The 17941-nt window shown below is 66.5% G+C and carries 16 protein-coding genes and 1 pseudogene; 6 read left to right on the forward strand and 11 right to left on the reverse strand.

Annotation, left to right across the window (positions count from 1 at the left end; all coding sequences use genetic code 11):
- Nucleotides 1–3: 3 nt before the first annotated feature.
- Genes ACLD7X_RS08225 through sds form a run of 3 tightly spaced genes read left to right on the forward strand, consistent with a single transcriptional unit; the run spans nt 4 to nt 2905 of the window.
- Entirely contained in the window at nt 4–1086 is a 1083-nt protein-coding gene (locus ACLD7X_RS08225) for an N-acetylmuramoyl-L-alanine amidase (protein WP_411423069.1), read from the forward strand.
- Nucleotides 1086–1910, forward strand: a complete 825-nt coding sequence (gene murI, locus ACLD7X_RS08230) for a glutamate racemase (protein ID WP_411423070.1) — start codon at nt 1086–1088, stop codon at nt 1908–1910. Before ACLD7X_RS08225 ends, murI begins: the two co-directional genes overlap by 1 nt.
- Before the next feature lie 23 nt (nt 1911–1933).
- Nucleotides 1934–2905, forward strand: coding sequence for a solanesyl diphosphate synthase (sds, locus tag ACLD7X_RS08235; protein ID WP_411423071.1), 972 nt, complete (start codon nt 1934–1936; stop codon nt 2903–2905).
- An 83-nt stretch (nt 2906–2988) separates the two neighbouring features.
- On the opposite strand, the gene ACLD7X_RS08240 is transcribed toward sds, so the two are convergent.
- Complete coding sequence (locus ACLD7X_RS08240) at nt 2989–3642, reverse strand: HAD family hydrolase (RefSeq protein ID WP_411423072.1); 654 nt, start codon at nt 3640–3642, stop codon at nt 2989–2991.
- The gene (locus ACLD7X_RS08245; RefSeq protein ID WP_412006706.1) at nt 3639–4760 is read right to left on the reverse strand and encodes a response regulator; all 1122 of its coding nucleotides are present in this window, start codon (nt 4758–4760) and stop codon (nt 3639–3641) included. Before ACLD7X_RS08245 ends, ACLD7X_RS08240 begins: the two co-directional genes overlap by 4 nt.
- On the opposite strand from ACLD7X_RS08245, the gene ACLD7X_RS08250 reads away from it, so the two are divergent.
- The gene (locus ACLD7X_RS08250) at nt 4677–4931 is read left to right on the forward strand and encodes a hypothetical protein (protein WP_412006707.1); all 255 of its coding nucleotides are present in this window, start codon (nt 4677–4679) and stop codon (nt 4929–4931) included. The two genes, ACLD7X_RS08245 and ACLD7X_RS08250, sit on opposite strands and share 84 nt — an antisense overlap.
- 159 nt (nt 4932–5090) lie before the next feature.
- On the opposite strand, the pseudogene ACLD7X_RS08255 reads toward ACLD7X_RS08250, so the two are convergent.
- Together ACLD7X_RS08255 and ACLD7X_RS08260 are read right to left on the reverse strand one after the other, a co-directional pair.
- Nucleotides 5091–5279 (reverse strand): annotated as a pseudogene (locus ACLD7X_RS08255) (PAS domain-containing protein); the annotation flags it as partial.
- Nucleotides 5280–5285: 6 nt separating this feature from the next.
- Nucleotides 5286–5633, reverse strand: a complete 348-nt coding sequence (locus ACLD7X_RS08260) for a PAS domain S-box protein (RefSeq protein WP_411423074.1) — start codon at nt 5631–5633, stop codon at nt 5286–5288.
- A 288-nt stretch (nt 5634–5921) separates the two neighbouring features.
- On the opposite strand from ACLD7X_RS08260, the gene ACLD7X_RS08265 reads away from it, so the two are divergent.
- Nucleotides 5922–6236: an STAS domain-containing protein gene (locus ACLD7X_RS08265; protein WP_411423075.1), complete on the forward strand. Its 315-nt coding sequence runs from the start codon at nt 5922–5924 to the stop codon at nt 6234–6236.
- Between the two features lie 90 nt (nt 6237–6326).
- Here the strand turns inward: ACLD7X_RS08265 and ACLD7X_RS08270 are convergent, their stop codons facing one another.
- From ACLD7X_RS08270 to ACLD7X_RS08300, 7 genes are all read right to left on the reverse strand, one after another.
- Entirely contained in the window at nt 6327–8417 is a 2091-nt protein-coding gene (locus ACLD7X_RS08270) for a hybrid sensor histidine kinase/response regulator (RefSeq protein ID WP_411423076.1), read from the reverse strand.
- Nucleotides 8414–9607 carry a PP2C family protein-serine/threonine phosphatase gene (locus ACLD7X_RS08275; protein WP_411423077.1) on the reverse strand — a complete coding sequence of 398 codons (1194 nt, stop codon included), beginning with the start codon at nt 9605–9607 and terminating at the stop codon, nt 8414–8416. Before ACLD7X_RS08275 ends, ACLD7X_RS08270 begins: the two co-directional genes overlap by 4 nt.
- A 45-nt stretch (nt 9608–9652) precedes the next feature.
- On the reverse strand, nt 9653–12211 hold the full coding sequence (locus ACLD7X_RS08280; RefSeq protein WP_411423078.1) for a response regulator: 2559 nt from the start codon (nt 12209–12211) through the stop codon (nt 9653–9655).
- A 15-nt stretch (nt 12212–12226) separates the two neighbouring features.
- Nucleotides 12227–12793, reverse strand: a complete 567-nt coding sequence (locus ACLD7X_RS08285; RefSeq protein ID WP_425625129.1) for a heme NO-binding domain-containing protein — start codon at nt 12791–12793, stop codon at nt 12227–12229.
- Nucleotides 12794–12864: 71 nt separating this feature from the next.
- Nucleotides 12865–14037, reverse strand: a complete 1173-nt coding sequence (locus tag ACLD7X_RS08290) for an O-antigen ligase family protein (protein WP_412006693.1) — start codon at nt 14035–14037, stop codon at nt 12865–12867.
- 181 nt (nt 14038–14218) lie between these two features.
- Entirely contained in the window at nt 14219–15736 is a 1518-nt protein-coding gene (locus ACLD7X_RS08295) for a GumC family protein (protein WP_412006692.1), read from the reverse strand.
- Between the two features lie 7 nt (nt 15737–15743).
- The gene (locus ACLD7X_RS08300) at nt 15744–16796 is read right to left on the reverse strand and encodes a polysaccharide biosynthesis/export family protein (protein WP_412006691.1); all 1053 of its coding nucleotides are present in this window, start codon (nt 16794–16796) and stop codon (nt 15744–15746) included.
- 197 nt (nt 16797–16993) lie between these two features.
- On the opposite strand from ACLD7X_RS08300, the gene ACLD7X_RS08305 reads away from it, so the two are divergent.
- A partial coding sequence (locus tag ACLD7X_RS08305) for a polysaccharide pyruvyl transferase family protein (RefSeq protein WP_411423084.1) occupies nt 16994–17941 on the forward strand: 948 nt, incomplete at its 3' end.

Here is a 17941-nt window from a genome sequence, read left to right on the forward strand (position 1 = left end):
TCGATGGAGCGCAGGCCTCGCCGACGACTGCTGCTGCATGGCCTGGTGGGTCTGGCGCTGCTGCTGGCCGACCTGCCGGCCCTGGCCTCGAGCCTGGCGGCCTGGCGGATCACCCGCCAGGGGGCCCTGGAGCTGCGCACCAGCCCGAACGTGTCCCTGCAGGCCTTCTTCGAGGCGGGCACCCGCCTGCGCGGTCCCCGGGTCTGGGTGGACCTGCCCGGAGCCCCCTCGCGCACCCGTTCGATCCGGGGGAGTGGCGATGTGCGCGAAGTGCGCATCGGCCGCCCCACCCCGGACACGACCCGCCTGGTGCTCGAATTCCGCCCCGGCACGGAGCTCAACCCCGCGGATCTGCGGCTGGTCGGCACCGCGGCCGACCGCTGGCGCATGGATCTCAGGGGACTGAGCCGGCCGGTGCTGCTGGGCCTCGGCGAGGGCGACATCGAGGGGAGTGCGACGGTGGCCTACAGCCCTCCCGCCCCATTCCCGACCTCCGGCGCCCCGCTGTCCGCCGATGGGCTGCCGGTGGTGCCCCGCGACCGCTTCAAGGTGGTGATCGATCCGGGGCACGGCGGGCCGGATCCCGGAGCGGTGGGCATCGGCGGCCTGCGCGAGACCGATGTGGTGCTCGATGTGTCGCTGCAGGTCGCCCGGCTGCTGCAGGCCCGGGGCGTGCAGGTGGTGATGACCCGCACCTCGGAAGTGGATGTGGACCTGCCGCCCCGGGTCGCCCTCGCCAACCGGGTGGGGGCGGATGTGTTCGTCAGCGTCCATGCCAATGCCCTGAGCATGGCCCGTCCGGACGTCAACGGCATCGAGACCTTCTACTTCTCCAGCAGCTCCTCCCGCCGCCTGGCCGGTTCGCTGCAGGGCCAGATGCTGGCCGTCTCGCCCGGTAGTCCGGACCGGGGGGTCAAGGCGGGGCGCTTCTTCGTCATCCGCCGCACGGTGATGCCCTCGGCCCTGGTGGAGATGGGCTTCGTCACCGGCGGGCTCGATTCGCCGCGTCTGGCCAATCCGGCCCATCGGCGCCGGCTCGCCCTCGCCCTGGCGGCGGGCGTGCTCCAGTACCTGGGGGGGCGTTGATGAGCCTGCTGGTCGGCCTGTTCGACAGTGGCCTGGGAGGGCTGACGGTGCTGCGGCAGCTCATCCAGCGGTATCCCCATTCCCCCTGCCTGTACCTGGGGGACACGGCCCGCGTCCCCTACGGCACCCGCACGCCGGAGGACATCCGCGCCATCGCCGCCGAGGTGGTGCACTGGCTGCGGGAACAGGGCGTCGGGGTGCTGGTCATGGCCTGCAACACCTCCAATGCCCTGGCCCTCGATGTGGCGGTGGCCGAGGCCGGCGTGCCCGTCCTGGGGCTGATCGACAGCGTGGCGCCCGTGCTCGGCAGCGACCATGTCGGGGTGCTGGCCACGCCGGCCACGGCCTCCAGTGGGGCCTACCGGCGGGCGATCCACGCCAGCCGCCCGACAGCGACGGTGACCGAGGTGGCCTGTCCGGGCTTCGTGCCGCTGATCGAGGCCGGCCATCGCACCTCCCCCGAGCTGCGGGAGGTCGCCCTCGCCTACATCGCCCCCCTGCTGGCCGCCGGTGTGGACACGGTGGTGCTGGGCTGCACCCACTACCCGATGCTGCGCCCCCTGCTCACGGAGCTCCTGCCGGCCCACATCACCCTCGTGGATCCTGCCGAAGCCACCGTGGAGCGGCTCGGGCCTCTGCTCGGCAGCCTGGGGGAGGCCCCGGAAGTGGAGCGGCGCAGCGAGGCCATCGAGCCGATTGGCCGTCGCACACGCCTGTGTGTGACCGGCTGCCCGGAGGCCTTCGCGGCCGGGGCCCGGAGCTGGCTGGGCCACCAGCCCGTGGTCGAGCATGTGGCGCTGCGGTCGGAGTGTTGCGCCTTCTAGGATCGCGTCACGGCGGAGGTGATGTGGCAACGGTTGCAGAGCTGCTCCAGCCCGTGGAGGCTGATCTGGATGCCCTGCTGGCCGACCTGCGCAGCCTGATCGGCGCCGGCCATCCGATCCTCCAGGCCGCCGCCGAGCATCTGTTCGCGGCCGGCGGCAAGCGCCTGCGCCCCGGGATCGTGCTGCTGCTCTCCCGTGCGGTGTCCAGTGATGGGGAGCTCAGCCCGCGGCATCGCCGTCTGGCCGAGATCACCGAGATGATCCACACGGCCTCCCTCGTGCACGACGACGTCGTCGATGAGGCGGCCACCCGACGCGGGGTGGACACGGTGCACAGCCGCTTCAACCACCGCGTGGCCGTCCTGGCCGGGGATTTCCTGTTTGCCCAGGCCAGCTGGCACCTGGCCAACCTCGATGACCTCGAGGTCGTGAAGCTGCTCAGCCGGGTGATCATGGATCTGGCGGACGGCGAGGTGAAGCAGGGGTTGTTCCGCTACGACACCACCCAGAGCTTCGAGACCTACCTCGAGAAGAGCTACTGCAAGACGGCCTCCCTGATCGCCAACAGCGCCCGCGCGGCCGGCGTGCTCTCGGGCCTGGAACGGCCCCACCTCGACGAGCTCTACCGCTTCGGTCGCCAGCTCGGGCTCGCCTTCCAGGTGGTCGATGACATCCTCGACTTCACCGGCAGTGACCAGGTGCTCGGCAAGCCCGCCGCCAGCGACCTGGCTTCCGGATACCTCACCGCACCCGCGCTCTACGCCCTGCAGGAGCGGCCCGCCCTGGCGGGACTGATCGAGCGCGAGTTCAACCAGGCCGGTGATCTCGAGCAGGCGCTGGAGCTGGTGCGGGGCTGTGAGGCCATCCCCCGCTCCCGGGCCCTGGCGGAACAGTTCGCCCGCGAGGCCGCCCAGGCCCTGCAGTGGCTGCCCCCATCGGAACCCCGCAGTGGGCTGCGGGCACTGCCCGACTTCGTGCTCAGTCGCCTCTACTGATCGGCTGCCTCCACGAAGCCCCGCCTCGACGAAGCGCCGGCTTCACGGCGCAGCGAGAGACTGGCGGTGAGGTCCGCCGGGGTTCAGCCCAGGTCGATCTCGCGCAGCGAGGTCAGCCACACCACGCCGGCGGGATAGGCGGCGCGGTCGGCATCCGGCGGGGCCAGCACGAGCACCCGGCACCCCGCCGCGTGGGCGGCCTGGCTTCCCGCCACGGAGTCCTCGAAGGCCCAGGCCCCTGGGGCCTCCACGCCGAGCCGTTCCAGGGCGATCTGAAAGATATCCGGGGCCGGTTTGCCCTTCAGGAGTTCGGGATCATCCCCCATTACCCGCAGCGTGATCAGGTCCAGCCAGGGATGGGGGGCCGCCTTGATGGCCACGGCCGCCGCCGCGCTGCTGGTGGCCAGGGCGGTGGGGATGGCCAGATCCCGGCAGCGTTCCACCAGGTGCCGGGCTCCCGGCATGGCCGGGGCCTGGGGCAGCAGCCTGGCGGCGATCGGCTCCCGCACCGCCAGCAGGTCCTCCACGCTGATCCCGTCGGGCAGCACCCGGAGCACCTCCGCCGCACAGTCCAGCCGCCGGCGTCCCCGCAAGGCCCGCAACTGCCCCGGGCTCAGCTCGGCGCCGAACTGGCGGGCGGCCTCCTGCCAGGCCCGCCCCTGCAGGGGCTCGGTGTCGAGCAGCAGGCCGTCGAGGTCGAACAGGCAGGCGGCGGGGCGTTGCGGTGTCCGGGTCATGGCTGCTCCGGTTGGCCCTGGCTTGCGCCGTCCTGCCGCCACGCCTCGAAGCGGGTGATGGCTGCCGTCAGAGCCTCCCTGCGCAGGGGCTTGGTCAGAAAGTCATTCATGCCGGCCTCCTCGCAGTCCCGTCGCTGGGAGTCAAACGAGTAGGCCGTGAGCGCAATGATGTACGGGCGGTGCAGGCCCTGGGCCCGAACCGTGCGGGTGGCCGCAAGCCCATCCAGTCTCGGCATCTCGAGATCCATGAACACCAGATCCATGGACTCCCCCTGGCTGATGCGGTCGACGGCCTCCTGGCCGTCGTTCGCCACGTCGGCGTGAAGCCCGAGCCGCTCGAGCATCAGCTGGAGCACCCGCTGGTTCACCCGGTTGTCATCCGCGATCAGGATGCGCAGCTGGCCATCCCCGCTGAACGCACGGGGCGCTGCCGTGGCCTCCCTGGGCTCTTCAGCGGCGGGGGTGAAGGGGATCCGCACCGTGAAGCGGCTTCCCTCGCCCGCCCTGGAGGCCACAGCGATCGCGCCGCCCAGCGTCTTGCAGAGCCTTGCACAGATGGCCAGCCCGAGGCCGGTGCTCTCGACCGACCGCTCCGAGGGCCTGACGCGCGAAAACTCCTCAAACACTTTGGGGAGAAAGTCGGCCTCGATCCCCATCCCCGTATCGGCCACCGCGATGGTCGCCTCGACCGTGGCATCCGACCTTGGAGCGAGCTCCACCGCGATGTGGATCGAGCCATCCACGGTGTACTTCAGGGCATTGCCCACCAGATTGTTCATGATCTGGGAGAGCTTCAGGTCATCACCCGTCAGCCAGGCCGAATCCTTTGGTGGTGCCTGCAGCTGGAGGTTGAGCCCCTTGCGCCGTGCCTCGGGTTGAAACTGGGCCACGCAGGCCTCGAGAAGTGTCGTGAGGTTGAATCTGGTCTCGTTCAGTGAGGCGACTCCCGTCTCGATCTGGGCGATGTCCAGCACGTCATTGATCAACCCGAGGAGGTGTTTGCCGCTCGACTGAACAGTGCTGACCATCTCTCGTTGACCGGCATCGAGATGACTGTCCTTCAGCAGGTCGATCATGCCAATGATGGCATTCAGAGGCGTTCGGATGTCATGGCTCATGTTGGCGAGAAAGCGAGTCTTCGCTTCGCTCGCGGCAAGGGCTTCGTCCCTGGCTTGCTGCAGCTCCTCTGTGCGTTGCTTCACCTTCTGCTCAAGCAGATCGCGCGCTTCAATCAGGCTGTCCTGAGCCTGCACAATGGCACTCTGATCCTTGAAAGTGAAGATGAGTGATGGTGGATTGGATGCAGCGACGCTTGCCCAGCTGATCTCGACAACAGCTCTCGGTGGTGCGGCAGACAGCTCCCAGATGGCCCTGCCTGGAAAGAGGTGTGACCAGAATTGGATGCAATCTTTTGGTGCGATCTTGCCATCCTGATAGCGCGTCGGCAGTAGATCCGGCAGAGAGCGGCCCAGGCACTGCAGGCGGTTCTTGCCGACAAACTGCTCAAAGGACCGGTTGGTCCACTCCACGATCCCCTGCTCGTTCGTCACGGCAAGGCCTTCTTCCACGGCTCCGAGAGCCGCTTCCATGCGGCCAAGGGTATGCCGCAGTTGGTTGACCAGGTTCTCTTCGCTCATGCCCTCCTACTCGAGAGGTCGAAGGGTTGCCGCGAAGATCCAGGCCTCACCCTGGCGCTGTGCAACGATGAAATGTTCGGACATCACCTGACGCTGATCCTTGCAGATCGTGGCCAGTTTCAGGGGGTGGTTGAGAATCTGTGACTCACCGGTGATTCGAAAGCGTGAAAATCCGAGATGGTGTGAGTCTCTGAAGCTTTCAGGCAGAATCATGGAGATTGACTGACCCCTGAGGTCCTCAATGTCCCAGCCATACACAGATTGAAAATGATCATTGATTTCCACAATCAAGCCTTCCCGATCGGCAGCGACGAACGGGAGCGGTTGCTGACGCAGATCCTCGATGCTCATCATGGCGCCGGACCTCGCTATCCGCTTGAGTGTTGACTGTAGCCATGGGCGTCTCCTTGGGCCCGCTGCCGTCTGCATCCCGGGATGGTGGGACCGCGCAGTCCAGCGCGGCTGGCGATGGCTGCCGGTGGGTCGGTGGGGGCCAGGGGTCTTGGGGTTGGGCCCATCGCTCCGTGACCAGCTCAGATCGCTCCGTGGCCAGCTCAGATCGATGATGTGATTGTTGGTGTGATTGTCAGCCAGTGATAGGCTGATTGCCAAGCTCTCAATTGCCCGGCCGAGCCCATCTCGATGAGCAGTTATTACATCCTTTCTCCCCGTGGCTTCATTGATGCCCAGAACGGCTCTGACCTCAGGGATCGGATCATCTCGATTCTGGTTGAGCAACCCCGTGATGTGGTGATCGACTGCAAGGATGTCGAATTCATGGACAGCAGTGGTTTCGGCTGTCTGGTATCGGCCCTGAAGCGGGTGCGTGAACAGGGCCATCAGCTCTGCCTGAGCGGGATCAACAGCCAGCTGCGTGCTGTCTTCGAGCTCACAGGCACCGATCGTGTCTTTCCGATCTTCCCAACCCTCGACGACGCCCTTGCCCATCTCTCCTAGGTGTGCTTCGAGGGGTGCTTTCTCCCCAGGTTCAGTCTGCGATCAGCTCCCGCTGCCGCCACGGCCGCTGTTGAGGGCCGCCCGCAACGCTCACACCCCATGAGCAGCCCCTCCCCCCTCCGCTGCCCCAGAACCTGATTCCGGTACCGATCCTGGTTTTTCCAAGGCTTCCGGCACCGCCAAGGCTTCCGGCATCGCCAAGGCCCCATGGGCGTGGCTCAGGGCCGTCGCCAGGTCATCCAGCACCATCGGCTTGGTCAGGAAGTCGTCCATGCCGCTGGCCATCGCCGCCTCGCGGTCGCTGCTCTGGGTGTTCGCCGTCATCGCGATGATCCATGGTCTGCGCCGGCGGCTGGGCTGCTCCGGCGATGCTGCTCCGCTTGCCCTGATGCGTCGCGTCGCCTCCAGGCCATCGAGATGGGGCATGCGCAGATCCATGAGGATCACGTCGGGATCCAGCCGGCCCTGCAGCAGCACCGCCTGTTCGCCGTCGCAGGCCAGGCTGGCGGTGTAGCCGAGGCGCTCGAGCATCAGGGTGCACACCCGGGCATTCACGCTGTTGTCCTCGGCGATCAGGATGCGCAGGGGATGCCCGACGGCGAGGGGCCTGGCCGTTCTGCCCGGCTCCAGGGCAGTGCTGGGCTGGTCTGGATGCCGCTGGGGCGCCGGATCCGATGGCCGCAGCGGCAGTTCCAGGGTGAAGGTGGTGCCCGCGGCGGGTGTGCTCCGCACGCGCAGCACACCGCCGAGGGCTTCGGCCAGTCCGCGGCAGAGGGCCAGACCGAGTCCGGCCCCTTGTTGCGTCCGCGTTGTGGTGGCCCCATCCCCATTCAGCTGGCCGAAGGGCTGGAACAGCTGCTCCAGGGCCTCTGGGGCCATGCCGGGACCTGAATCCTCGACCGCCAGCAGAAGCGCTGTCGCTTCCGGCTGGTCCGATTCGGCTGGCGTGGCGTTGATCCGCACCGCGCCGTGGGCAGAGAACTTGATCGCGTTGGCCAGCAGATGCCGCAGGATCTGGGCCAGGCGCAGGGGATCGCCGATCACGCTGACGGGGAGATCGGCGCTGGCCGCCAGGGTCAGCGTGAGCCCCTTGGCTGCCGCCATGGGGCGCAGCCGGTCCACTTCCTGCCGCAGCAGCCCGGTGAGGTCGAACGGTCTGCTCTCCAGCTCCAGGGCTCCAGAGTCGAGGTGTGCCATGTCGAGCACATCGCTGACCAGCCGCAACAACGATTCGCCTGAGCCTTTCACGGTCTCGACGCACTCGCGCTGGCGGTCCGTCAGGGCGGTGCCCAGGAGGATGTCGGAGAGACCGATCACACCGTTGAGCGGCGTTCGGAGCTCGTGGCTCATGCTGGCGAGGAAGCTGCTCTTGGCGCGGTTGGCCAGTTCCGAGGCGGTAGCGGCCTCACGGGCCTTGCGCTCCGCCGCCGCGATGTTGGCGAAGGCGGTGCTCCGGGCGCGCAGAGAACGCCAGGTGCTGAAGCCCACCACGGAGGCGAGGGCACCGCTGGCCAGCAGCGCCAGGCCCATGGTGACGCGCAGCGGACGCAGGTAGCCATCCAGGCTGGCGATGGACAGGTCGAGGCCCAGCAGCCCCACGACCCTCCCGTTGCGGTCCTGCAGGGGGGCAAACGAGCTGATGAAGGTGCCCCATTTGTCCGTGTAGGGGGTGGCACTGACGACCACCTTGCGGCTGCGCCAGGCCTTCTCAACGCCTGGCGGCGCATCGTCGTAGAGCTCGCCCGGGAGGGCGATCGGGGTGTCATCACCCGGGTTGCGGATGAAGGCGGAGCTGTCGACGCCGAAGCGGAATCCCGTGTCGGAGGGAACCAACGTGTAGGCGTAGTAGAGATCCGGTACCCGGCGCCGCAGGCGCAGCAGGGGCTCGGTGGCCCTGCGATAGCTGGCACTCCCCAGCAGCCCCGGAGCCAGAGCGCTCTCCTCGGCCTCGGTCTCCAGCGTGGTGGCCGCCAGGCCGGCCAGATCGCGCAGGTGGGTGCGGACCTGGCTGATCAGGGAGCGCTGGGCCGCGGTGTAGGTCACCGCCAGGGCGGTGGCGCTGATGGCGAAGATCGCCAGTCCCGTGAGCAGCGCTTCCCGGCGGATGCGCTGGGTCGAGAGCAGCACGGTGTCGTCCTGGCTGGCCCTGGCGCCGCACTCCAGGGGGTCGGCCCGGTTCATGCGCACGGTGGGTTGAAGGTCACCTGCACCAGGGCGTAGTCGTCGGCGAAACCCTGGTGACCCGTCCGGAGGCTCACCTGCTCCACCAGATGGCCCAGGCCTGCATCCGAGCCCAGCAGAGGACGGCACTCGTTGACGAGCGCGATGAACTCCGGCAGGGACCACATGCATCCATCCGACGTGGGCACTTCATAGATGCCATCGCTGTAGAGCAGCAGAGACACCTGCCCTTTCAGCTCCACACTGGTGGCGACGTACCTGGCATCTTCGAACAGTCCCAGTCCCATGCCGTGGCCTGACAGTTTGCTGAGGAGGAGCTCCGAGTCCTCAGACCAGAGCAGGGCCGGCGGATGGCCTGCACTGGCGAAGCGAAGGATCCCGGCGCGCCTGGCATAGACCCCGTACCAGATCGTGATGTAGCGCCCTTGCTGACGCTCCATTTCGAAGGTTCCGTTGAGGGCCGCGAGAACGGCAGCGGGCCGGCGCAGATCGACCCCGAGGGAGCGGGAGCGCAGAACGTTGTGCACCGAAATGGTCGGAAAGGCCGCCGCCAGGCCATGACCCGAAGCATCGGCGAGATAGATCGCAAAGTGATCCTCATCGATCCAGAAGTAATCGAACACGTCGCCCCCGAGTTCATGGCAGGGAACGAAGTGGGTCTGCACGGTGATGCTCGCCTGGGATTCGCGGGGGATGGGTGCGGGCAGAAGGGACTGGACATAGCCGGCTGCCTCGGCCAGCTCCGCATCGAGGCGATTCTTCTGACGCTGCAGTTCGTCGGCGGTCGCCTGGAGCCGCTCGTTGGCCTGGTGGAGCCGCACGCCGGAGCGCACCCGTGCCAGGAGTTCTTCCTGGTCCACCGGTTTGCTGAGAAAGTCGTCGGCACCCGAGTCGAGTCCCTGCACCCGATCCTCGACCCGGCTCCGGGAGGTGAGCAGGATGAAATAGATGGAGGCCAGCTCAGGCTCGGCCCGCACAGCCCGGCAGACCGCCACGCCATCCATCCCCTCCATCTGCCAGTCGCAGAGGATCACCACCGGTCGCTCCTGGCGGGCCAGGGCCAGCCCTTCCTCGCCGGATGACGCCATCCGCACGGCGTACCCCTCGCGCTCGAGCCTCGCCCGCAGCAGGCGGGAGTGGATGCGGTCGTCGTCCACCAGGAGGATCGGGATCGGGGCGGACGACGCCATCAGGGACGAGCGGGGAATCGGCGGTGGGATGGCCAGGGGGCTGTGTTAGCTCTCCGCTGGACGCAGTCGGCGCAGGGCTTCACTGACCCTGCCAGCCTCGAGCAACAGGCTGTCGATGCTCTCCTGGGGCCATGGGGCGCTCTCGGCTCGCAGTCCATCCTCGACGCGGCTGCAGAGAGCGGCCAGTTCCTTGGCTCCCAGACTGGCACTCGGTGAGCGCAGGGCGTGGGCGGCCCTGATCATCCCGGTGGCATCGCTGTTCTGCTGGCTCACCACCACGGCCGAGACGAGCTCGAGGGCATCCTCGAGAAACAGATCGATCAGTTCGCGCAGGCCCGCATCGGCCTCGTCGCCGAGCACGCTGCGGAGCTCCTCCCAGGCGTCAGGGTCAATGGTCCGGAACGGATCCGGCCCTGGATCGTTGGCCGGGGAGCTGCCTGTGGGGCGGAGGGGGAGGGGCATCGGGGCTGGGGCTGGGGTTCCGCTGGGGGGGCAGTAGTGATCGAGGGCGTGGGCGAGATCGGCTGGGGCGATCGGCTTGCTCAGAAAGTCATCCATGCCTGCCTGCAGGCACGCCTGCCGATCCTCCGCGCGGGCGTGGGCTGTCATGGCCACGATCCAGGGCCGCCGCGGCAGGGTGTCGAGGGCGCGGATCGTCCGTGTGGTGGCGTAGCCATCCATCCCCGGCATCTGCACATCCATGAAGATCAGGTCGACGGCATGATCCTGCACCGTCCTGATCGCCTCGTCTCCGCTGCTGGCCACCTCAGCCTGGTAACCCAGGCGCTTCAGCAGCTGGACGGCCAGCTTCTGGTTCACCGGAATGTCATCGACCACCAGGATCCGCAACGGCTGGCGCTCGGCCCGGCTGGCTCCAGAGAGCAGAGCCTCGGCAGACACGAGCCCCCCGGCTGAGCCATGCGGCACTGCCGGCGGGGGGGCCGGATCGGCGAGCAGTTGCCGCGCCAGGGCCCGCTGGAGCTGATGGAAGCGCGGTGGCCTCGAGATGATCTGCGCTCGGGCCCCACCGGGCCATTGCCCACCGGCACCCTGCTCGAGGCGGTTGAGCAGCAGGATCCAGGGTGCCCTGGTGGCGCGGGGATCCTCGCGCCAGGCTTGCAGCCGGGGGTCGCCGCTCGCGATGAAGGGCTGGCCGTCGGCCACGACGGCCGCATACCCCTCCGCGCCGGGGAGCGGGGGCAGACCCGCGGGATCCTGCTGGGTCGGATCGGCTGCCATGACCCGGAGCCCCAGGGATTCCAGTTGGCGTTGGAGCACGCGGCGGAGCGTGGCGCTGGGGGCCAGCAGAAGGATGGGCGCACCGGCCGGCAGCGGCGCCCCGCCGGCCGGGAGGGAGGGGGCGGCCCCACGAGCGGCCGCTGAATCGGGCTCCAGGGGAAGCCGGAGGCTGAAGCAGCTGCCTTCGCCCTCCAGGCTGGTGACCTCGATCGTGCCACCCATCAGCTCGCAGAGCCGCCGGGTGATCGCCAGTCCCAGCCCGGTGCCTCCATAGCGCCGCGCCATGGATGGATCGCCCTGGTTGAACGGCTCGAATAGACGGGACAGCCGCTCCGCAGGGATCCCCATGCCCGTGTCGCGCACATCGATGCGGTAGGTGAGGCTGGGGGCGGCGGATGCGGTCCCTGGGGGATCGGCCAGGGCCACGGTCACCACGATTTCTCCCCGGGCGGTGAACTTGGTGGCGTTGCTGAGCAGGTTCCAGAGGATCTGGCGCAGCCGGGTGCGATCGGCGATCACGGCCGTGGGCAAGGCCGGGTCGAGGTCCAGGATGAGATCCACCTGCTTGTCCATCACCCTGGCCTCCATCAGATCCAGGGCCTCCTCCAGGCAGATGGCGAGGTCAAAGGGCTGGCGATCGAGTTCCATCGAACCCGCCTCGATCTTCGAGAAGTCGAGGATGTCGTTGATGATGGTCAGCAGGGAATCGGTGCTGCTGTTGATGATGTCCACATACTCTTTCTGAACCGGGCCCAGGGTTGTTTCCTGGAGCAGTCCCGCCATGCCCATGATCGCGTTCATGGGGGTTCGGATCTCGTGGCTCATGGTGGCCATGAAGGCATCCTTCGCCGAGCTGGCCTCCTCCGCAGCTTTCTTCGCCTCGCGCAGCTCGGCCCGCTGCGTGGTGAGGATCGCATTGAGCTGCTGACTTTCGGCCAGGGCCACGTTGCGCGCCTGCAGCAGGTACAGGTAATCCACCAGCGAGTCCTGGAGGGCGAAGTCATTCACCTTCAGGCCCAGCCGGCGCAGATCGTCGATCTCGGTGAGCCAGGGGGTGCCCACGAACAGCAGGCTGCCCGCCTGGTCCAGGGCGCAGACCTGCCCGTGCAGCTGCAGAGGCAGGGCCTGGGCCTGGAGGATCACCAACTGGCCCACACTCTCCTGCAGCGAGCTGTAGCTCAGGCCCGCCTCGGGCCGTTGCAGCCTGAAATGCTCGTGCAGGGGCGATCCCTCCAGGGAGGCCTGCCCCAGCAGACGGCCCAGCACCCTGCCGATGCTGAGCAGCCGCAGCCGCGCATCGACCAGGAGGTGGAAGGGAAACAGGCGGTGGAGGAGATCGTCGGAGAGTTCGAGGGGGGCACCCATCAGCTGATTCTGAACTCAGCCCTCGGGCTTGTCGTCGTGGTAGCGGATGTGAAAGAGGTCCTGCTGGTCCCCCTGCGCGCGGGCGGCGGTCTGCTCCACGGTCACCAGGGTGCGGAAGCGTCGCCCCAGGCCATGCAGCAGGCCCACGACCATGGGCGCGAGGCCCTGGCGGCTGGAGCGGTATTCGAGATCCAGGGATTGGTCCTCGCCGTGCTGGCAGCGGAAGGAAGGGGGTTTGAGTTCGGGAAAGGCAAGTCCGGCGCGGGCGTGGAGGGTGTCGAGGTGGTCGAGGAATTCCGGCAGCGTTTCACCGGTGCTCTCCAGCAGCTGTTCGTAGCCCTCGCTGGCGGTGTAGGTGATCCAGTACTCACCGAAGGCCTGCATGATCTCGGCTGGGGTCAACCCGAGTTCCTCGGACGCCGCCGCCACCAGACGGTGGGTGACGTCGTCGGGATAGGCCTGGTAGGTGGAAAAGAAATCGAGGTCGGCCAGATCCGCCCTCTCCTTGATCCGCTGCCAGAGCTCCTCTCCGTGGTGGGTGCAGACCATCTGCTGGATGGCCCGGTTCACCAGTCCGTACATCGAGGCCAGGGCAGGTCAGTCTCAAGCTACCCACGGCAGCTCCTCCTGGGGTCCCCCTGCGGCCGGCGAGGCTAGGCAGGCTGGGCTTCGGCGGCTGCCCCCGGTTCGTCCAGGGGCTGCTTCCGCTCCTGCAGAGCCATGCCCATGATCACCATGCCCGGCCAGTAGAGGTACACGAGGATCTCAAGGTTCTCCCCGAAGGTGTACATGAGCAGAATCACGATCATGGCCAGCCCCGTGGCGCCGAGCTGATAGCGCGGATTGGAGGCTCTTCGCAGCAGGTCGAGCAGGGTGGCCGCCATGGGCACGGCCAGAGCCACGAACCCGGTGATCCCCTTCACGAACAGCAGGCCCGCCCAGGTGTGGTGCGAGCCGATCGGCATGGCCTCGACCAGATGGGGACCCGGCTCCACGATGCCATGGCCCCAGATGGGCGCTTCCCGCTCCCAGCGATCGATGGCGATCCGCTTGAGGGCCATGCGCACACGCGTCGAACCGGCGCGGGCGCCCTTGAAGCCATCCCAGAAGTCGCTCAGCCACTGGAGCAGCATCGGCGAAATGATCCCCGCCAGGTAGGCACTGAACCCCAGCAGGATCAGGGTCAGGGGTCTGCGGATGCGGGAGACGAGGAAGATGATGGCAGGGATGAGCACGATGCTCACCTGGGCAAGGCGCGACTTGCAGATCAGGCACATCAGAATTGAGCCTGTGATTCCACAGATCCTCCACCTGGTGTTCTTCTCCAGGAGGCTGATCATGAAGTTCACATTGCCGACAAAGCCAAGCGCAGGGCCCCAGGGCGTGAAGAGCCGCCAGCGCAGATCACCCGTGCTGCCATCAATTTCATAGAGGGGGACATCGAAGAATTCGTTTCCTGGACCGCCGATGGCCCGCAGAGGGGACACATAGAGCACCTGGGGGAGCCCCAGATTCGGAGTCAGCAGAAGAAGGGGGGTGATGATCAGGGTATGCAGGCCAACGATGCAGATGGCTCTGCTGATGATCTTGCTGCGGATCGGCAGACAGCCCGCCAGGGGATAGAGCGCCAGGGCCGCCCACCCTTTGGCCCAGCCAATCGAGGATTTGATGATCATGGCGACGCCAAGGTTGAAATCCACGTGACCCATCACCAGCGACACCTCCATCACCAGCATGCCGGCGATCCAAAGCCAGATGACAGGAGAGATGGCCAGGGGCTCATTCTCTTCGGGGTGATCCAGCCGTGCCAGCCACTTGATCAGCACACACGCCAGCAGGAGCCAACCAAGAACGGATCCAACAACATAGAGGCCACCAATCACCCAGACTGGATAGGTGAACACAATCGAATACCAGATCAATCTCTCAGGGAGATTCTCCGGCTTCAGATCAGAATCCTCGAACCGCTTGAGCCATCGGCGAATCATGCGCGCTCCGAGGTTCTGATCAGGTCGAGATCCACTTGGAAAGCCTCTGGATCCAGGGCTTGCGAATCCAGAGGATCCACAGCCCCACGCTGGTGAGCACCGATCCAAAGGCTGCCCCGGCCAGGAGCAGGCCCTTCTTCGGCGTCGTGGGCCGTGCCGGCAGGCTGGGATCGACGGCCATCTGGATCAGCGGGAAGGCGGCGAAGACATCAGCCTGGCCCAGGTCGAGCTTGGCCAGGGTGGAGGCAAAGACGGCCTCGGCGATCTTTTCATTCCGCTTGAGGCTCTCCAGAGTCGGCTGCCGCTGGGACATCCGCTGCAACCTGGCCTCCAGCTCCTGAATCTGCTGATCGAGGCGTCGAACCTGTGAGGCGGCCCCCGTGGCATCGGATTGGAGGGTCACCAGGTTCTGGAACAGGGTGTCGCGTCCGCTCCCGGATGTGGAGAGCGCCAGTTTGATCAGCGTGGTCCCGGAAGGTTCCCGGCCCAGCAGGTTGCGGGCCCGCGCGAGCAGGGCCGTTCGAGCCGCCTTCTGGCGCTTGACCTCCTTGGTGATGCGCGGATGGTTGGGCCCGAACTTCGAGGACTGGACCTCCAGGATGGCCGTGGCCTCGCTGTAATCCGTGAGGTTCTTCTGAAAAATCTGGTCTGCCTGCAGCTTGAAGGCCTCGGCGGCTTCGTTGGCACTGAGGCCCAGGTCCGAGCGGAGTGTGCTGAGGCGTCCGGTGGCGGCCGACTCTGCTGCGGCGAACTCGGCCCGCTGGCGCCGGAGTTGTTCAATGTTGGTGGAGATGGTCTCCACCTGGTCCGTGGAATTCAGACCCGACCGGAGCTTGTAGGCCGAAACAGCTTTCTGGGCCTCCTCCAGCTTGAGCTGGGTCTGCAGCAGAATCTTCTGGGTGGGGCCCTCACGCTGGTCCATCTCGCTGACGCGCAGCTGGTTGAGCCGCTCCACGATCGCGTCGTAAAGGGCGAAGGCTTTCTCCCTGGCCACTGCTGCCGATGGACCATTCATCTCGATCTCCATCAGGGTGGTGTTATCGAGGCTCTTGATCCGGGGCTTGTCGAAGTCCTTGGGGCCAATCCTGGCCAGCTTGGCGGCACGTTTGAGAACCTGTTCACTCGTGAAAATGTATTGGTAGTTGGCTCTGGGGTCATAGGTTGATGTGGCGACGCCGGCTGATCCGCTGGACGCTGACGTCTGCCCGATCTCGGGGAGATTGACGTTGACCGAGTTGATGCTGCCGGGAAGAATGAGGGCAAATGTGCTCGTGTAGCTCGGTTTTGCTGTGGCCAGAATGAGCAGTGTCGAGCCCCAGATGAACAGGTTGGTGCCCCCACTGACCACGATGTAACGGCTCCAGCGCCGTTTGTCCCTGCGGTCGAGGTTGCTCCACCAGGTCTTCGGATGAAACACCCGGGGCAGCGGGATGTTTCTGATCTGCTCGGCAAACAGCCGCGCTGCCTTGTCGACAGGGATGATCGGAAAGCGCCCCTTGTCAGCCGATGGTCTGTCCTTGAGAAAACCGCGCTTCACTGGCTCTTCAAGGCGAGATGACGTCGTAGAGCAGGGCGCCCGGAACGACAAAATCCCTGATCACACCCAGCACATCGCGGAAATTGGTGACCCCGGAGTCATAACAGGCAACGGCATCATTGGCCATCAGGTAGGGGTTGTTGTCGTTGTCCGTGGAGCGCCTCAGGAGATCCTCGACGGGCCGTTCGAGCACCTTGGTCTCACCGGTCTCCGCATTCGTTCGTACCAGCACAGCCTTCCGCCTCGCGTTGGTCCACAGGGCCCCCCCGGCGCAGTTGCCCGACACGACAGCCTGGGAGAACCGGGATCCATAGGGGAAGGATGTGGCATCCCTGCCGATGCCGGCAACCGCGTTTCCGGCTGCCGGCACGGTGAGATTGGAGATGAAGATCTTCACGCCAACCGGTGTGATCTGGGAGGGGCGCACCAGCAGTGGATTGATGCTCCCACTGTCGGGTACGACCACCTGATCGCCGGCGATCAGGGGGATGTCCTTGAAGGGTTGTCCAGTCAGGATGCCGGAGAGATCCACCGTCTGCCGTCTGCCCGCTCGAATCAGGGCGATCTCCGTCACATCCGCTGTCGGGGTGACGCCCCCCGCCTGACGGATGGCCGATGAGAGCAGGCGGTTGAACGGTGCCTGACCGGACTGCTGGACCGGTGTCTGGGTCTGCTCGGCATCGCTCCATTCATTGATCAGCACCCTCCCCGGCTGAAAGGTGGAACCGCTGACAAAGACCTCGACCGGTGCCCACTGCACGACATTGACACTGACCTTGAGAAACGAGGGCTGAAAATATCCCTGGCCGACAAGGGCCTGGTGAATGCGCTGCTCCACCTGGTGGGGCTCCAGGCCGGTGACCTGAAGGCCCCTCACATAGGGCAGTTCTAGTTCTCCGGAAAGATTGACTTCAAAGATCCCACTGAACTCCTCGCCTTCAGGAATAGTGACCTTGACACGATCACCACTGGAGAGGGGCAGCGCGAACGCCGTGAAGGGAAGGCCCAGTGGCGCCAACAGCGCCAGGACTCCTGCACACACCCTTGCGAGGCTGCTCACGACCGTTCACCGTTCACGCGGCATGCCCCAGCCAGTTCAACCCCAGGGCGCGCATCACCGGCCGTCCACCTGGCGGGCACTTTAGCGCTGCTGAACCGGGGAGCTCGGCCTGGCTGGGGGCTCGCCGGATCGCCCCCTGCTGGACCCGGTGGGTGCCCACGGAGCAGTGCCGCACAATGGAGCAGCGAAGCGGCGGCATGACCGTGCACATCGGGCTGATCAATGCCTACAGCACCCTGAATCTTGGCGATGCCGCCATTTACAGCGCTCTTCGCAAGCTCCTGCCTGCAGCCCAGATCACCGCCTCTGTTCGAGACGAGCGGCCTGAGCCGATTGCAGGGATCCAGTTTCAGAACCGGCGGCCCAGTGGCTGTGATGGCTACGTGAGCGTCGGAGGGGACATCTTCAACAACGCCAGGGAATGGTTCATCACCAAGAACTTTCTGCTCAACCTTGCTGAGCTCACCCGGCATTCGCGGCAGACCGTGTTGTTCGGGCAGTCGATTCCGCGCTCCTGCCATGGTCTCAGCTTCCTGGCCCTGCGCCAGTGCTTCCTGAACCTTGCCGCGGTCTGTGTACGCGATGCCCAGAGCCACCGCAGGCTCCGCCAGGCCGGCGTTGACGTGAGGCTGTCCTTCGACACGGCCTTCGTGCTGGAAGGCAGTGATGCCGCCCGCCAGGCAGCCCAGAGCCTCTGTGAGGCCCAGGGGCTCGACCTGGCGCGCTCAGCCGTGTTGTCGGTGCGGGCCTTCGACAGCATGTACCTGCATGACACGGCTTCCTTCGTGGAGCGGATGGCAGGGCTCTGCCGGCATGTCGTGTCCGCCGGTCTGACGCCGGTGGTGCTGATTCAGTCGCGGGCCTACGGTGCCGACCACGACCTGGATGTGGCCCGTGCGCTGGTCAGCCGGGTGCCCGGTACGGCCATTGTGGATCCCTTCCTCGACGCTTCGCCGATCCCCAGCTGGCAGCTGGCCATGGCGGTGTTCGAACGGGCGCGGCACATCATTGCCGTGCGGTACCACACGGCGGTGCTGGCCTTGGCGGCCGGGCGGGTGCCCTTCCATCTCCACTACTCCAACAAGGGCCGGGACCTCTGCGAGCGGCTGGAGCTGCCCGGCTGTGACCTCGGCGGATTCGACCCC

It is taken from the genome of Aphanothece microscopica RSMan92 (genome assembly GCF_046613545.2).
GTDB lineage: Bacteria > Cyanobacteriota > Cyanobacteriia > PCC-6307 > Cyanobiaceae > NIES-981.

What these genes read in the sequence shown, in the direction of transcription:
- ACLD7X_RS08225 (WP_411423069.1), top strand. Translation starts at nt 4, where the DNA reads ATGGAGCGCAGGCCTCGCCGACGACTGCTGCTGCATGGCCTGGTGGGT.
- murI (WP_411423070.1), top strand. Translation starts at nt 1,086, where the DNA reads ATGAGCCTGCTGGTCGGCCTGTTCGACAGTGGCCTGGGAGGGCTGACG.
- ACLD7X_RS08240 (WP_411423072.1), bottom strand. Translation starts at nt 3,642, where the DNA reads ATGACCCGGACACCGCAACGCCCCGCCGCCTGCCTGTTCGACCTCGAC.
- ACLD7X_RS08245 (WP_412006706.1), bottom strand. Translation starts at nt 4,760, where the DNA reads ATGAGCCATGACATCCGAACGCCTCTGAATGCCATCATTGGCATGATC.
- ACLD7X_RS08260 (WP_411423074.1), bottom strand. Translation starts at nt 5,633, where the DNA reads ATGATGAGCATCGAGGATCTGCGTCAGCAACCGCTCCCGTTCGTCGCT.
- ACLD7X_RS08265 (WP_411423075.1), top strand. Translation starts at nt 5,922, where the DNA reads ATGAGCAGTTATTACATCCTTTCTCCCCGTGGCTTCATTGATGCCCAG.
- ACLD7X_RS08270 (WP_411423076.1), bottom strand. Translation starts at nt 8,417, where the DNA reads ATGAACCGGGCCGACCCCCTGGAGTGCGGCGCCAGGGCCAGCCAGGAC.
- ACLD7X_RS08275 (WP_411423077.1), bottom strand. Translation starts at nt 9,607, where the DNA reads ATGGCGTCGTCCGCCCCGATCCCGATCCTCCTGGTGGACGACGACCGC.
- ACLD7X_RS08280 (WP_411423078.1), bottom strand. Translation starts at nt 12,211, where the DNA reads ATGGGTGCCCCCCTCGAACTCTCCGACGATCTCCTCCACCGCCTGTTT.
- ACLD7X_RS08285 (WP_425625129.1), bottom strand. Translation starts at nt 12,793, where the DNA reads ATGTACGGACTGGTGAACCGGGCCATCCAGCAGATGGTCTGCACCCAC.